Annotated in this window: 3 protein-coding genes; all 3 read right to left on the bottom strand. The window is 28.4% G+C overall.

Going from position 1 to position 1,614, the window contains the following annotated elements:
• Nucleotides 1-261: 261 nt before the first annotated feature.
• Nucleotides 262-750 carry an IS21-like element helper ATPase IstB gene (gene istB, locus ACMOUI_RS07505; RefSeq protein WP_418965111.1) on the bottom strand — a complete coding sequence of 163 codons (489 nt, stop codon included), beginning with the start codon at nt 748-750 and terminating at the stop codon, nt 262-264.
• Nucleotides 751-777: 27 nt separating this feature from the next.
• Nucleotides 778-996: a hypothetical protein gene (locus ACMOUI_RS07500; RefSeq protein ID WP_418965110.1), complete on the bottom strand. Its 219-nt coding sequence runs from the start codon at nt 994-996 to the stop codon at nt 778-780.
• On the bottom strand, nt 997-1,614 hold a 618-nt coding region (locus tag ACMOUI_RS07495), incomplete at its 5' end, for a Mu transposase domain-containing protein (RefSeq protein ID WP_418965109.1). It lies immediately after the preceding gene.

The following is a 1,614-nucleotide window of genomic DNA, read 5'->3' as shown; positions in this document are numbered from 1 at the left end:
ATTTCAGCTTCAAGCATAGATTGAACAGTATCAGCCATTAAATCCTTGAGAATTTCTTGCAATTCTTTAGCAGTTTTAGGTTGATATTCTGCGAGAAAATCTTGAATAACTTTTTTTCTAGATTCAGAAACAATTCTTTTTCTTGCCATAAAAAAACCTCCTAGATTTTAATGTTATTACATCATTAGTCTAGAAGGTCTGCAATTATTATTTACACAAAATTATTTATACTCCCCTTTTTTTAGCAGCACTGTAGCACTTTTAAAGAGCACCAGCATTTTTTCTTGATATAGCATTTTTTAATCTGTAACTTTCTCCACTAAAAATTATTAAATGTCCATAATGAATTACTCTATCTAATATTGCAGTTGTAATCTTTTTATCCATGAAAATTCCATTCCATTTAGAAAATTCAATATTAGTTGTGATAATTAAACTTTTGCGCTCATAACAATCAGCGATGACTTGAAATAGTAGTTCTGCGCCCTTTTCTCCTATTGGAACATATCCCAGTTCATCTAGAATAATTAGATCATATTTTTTTAAATTCTTCAAAAATCTACCAAGAGTTGCCTTATTATATGCGTCTATTAATTCATTTATTAAAGTAGCAACCTTAAAAAACCTAACTCTTTTTCCTTGGTTACAAGCTTCAACACCAATCGCTGTTGCTAAATATGTTTTTCCTGTTCCTACGGAACCATAAAAAATTAAATTGTGACTCTTTTCTATGAAATCACCAGTTTTAATTTCCTCTAAATTTAAGCCTTCGGGTAATTATATATCATCAAAGCAATAGCCTTCAAATGTTTTAACAACATCGAATTTAGCCTCAGCAATCAGCCTATTTTTCCTTCTAATTTCTTGAGAATTTATACTTATCTCTAGTACATTTGTTAAAAAATCTTTTTTATCACTTAGAGGAATAGATTCATATTCCTCTAAAATCTCACTACCTAACTTAAGTTTTTTACAGTACTTTTCTAGCGTGTCCATTTAGTTCCCTCCCATTAAAATATCATATATTGATAACTCTGGTTCCATTGAATTTTGATAAGGTGTATTTATCTCCTCAGGCTTAAGCTCTGTATATATTTTATTTGGCTCATTAAATGCCCTGAAAGTTGTAATTAGCGATGAAACATCATTTATACCTTTATCTAAATTAGACTCAAGCGCTCTTGTTGCCATACTTAAATCACTACTTATTAGCATTTCAGAAAGAGCTGAGACAATTTTTCTTTTTTCAATGTAATCTTTAGATTTAAAATATATTTTCCAAATTTCAGGGAGTTCTTGATAAAAATCAGTGTATTCAAGTGCTGATATTTTTCGCTCTAAGACTTTGAGCCAATCCTTCCAATTAGTTGATTTTATATTTTTTTTATATGTTCTTTTATGATCTGTTAAAAGTTTATAGTTATTATCTAAAATTTCAATTTTATCAACAAATATTTTTAGCCAAACTTCACTGCTTAAAAAATTTGGAAGAACTGAGTAATCATTACTTTCGAATTTAACAAAACCAACTTTATTACTTTTATATTTTTGTAACTTATATACTTCAAAAGCATATGAATTAAGAGGAATCATTTCTGATAAATCAACTTTGAA

The sequence above is a fragment of the Cetobacterium sp. genome, from assembly GCF_048470075.1.
In the GTDB taxonomy this organism is placed as follows: Bacteria; Fusobacteriota; Fusobacteriia; order Fusobacteriales; family Fusobacteriaceae; genus Cetobacterium_A.
Note: the sequence above shows the minus strand (reverse complement) of the source record. Positions and strands in the feature narration are given on the sequence as shown.

Coding starts and splice junctions, on each gene's coding strand:
- ACMOUI_RS07500 (WP_418965110.1), bottom strand. CDS start 996: ATGGACACGCTAGAAAAGTACTGTAAAAAACTTAAGTTAGGTAGTGAG.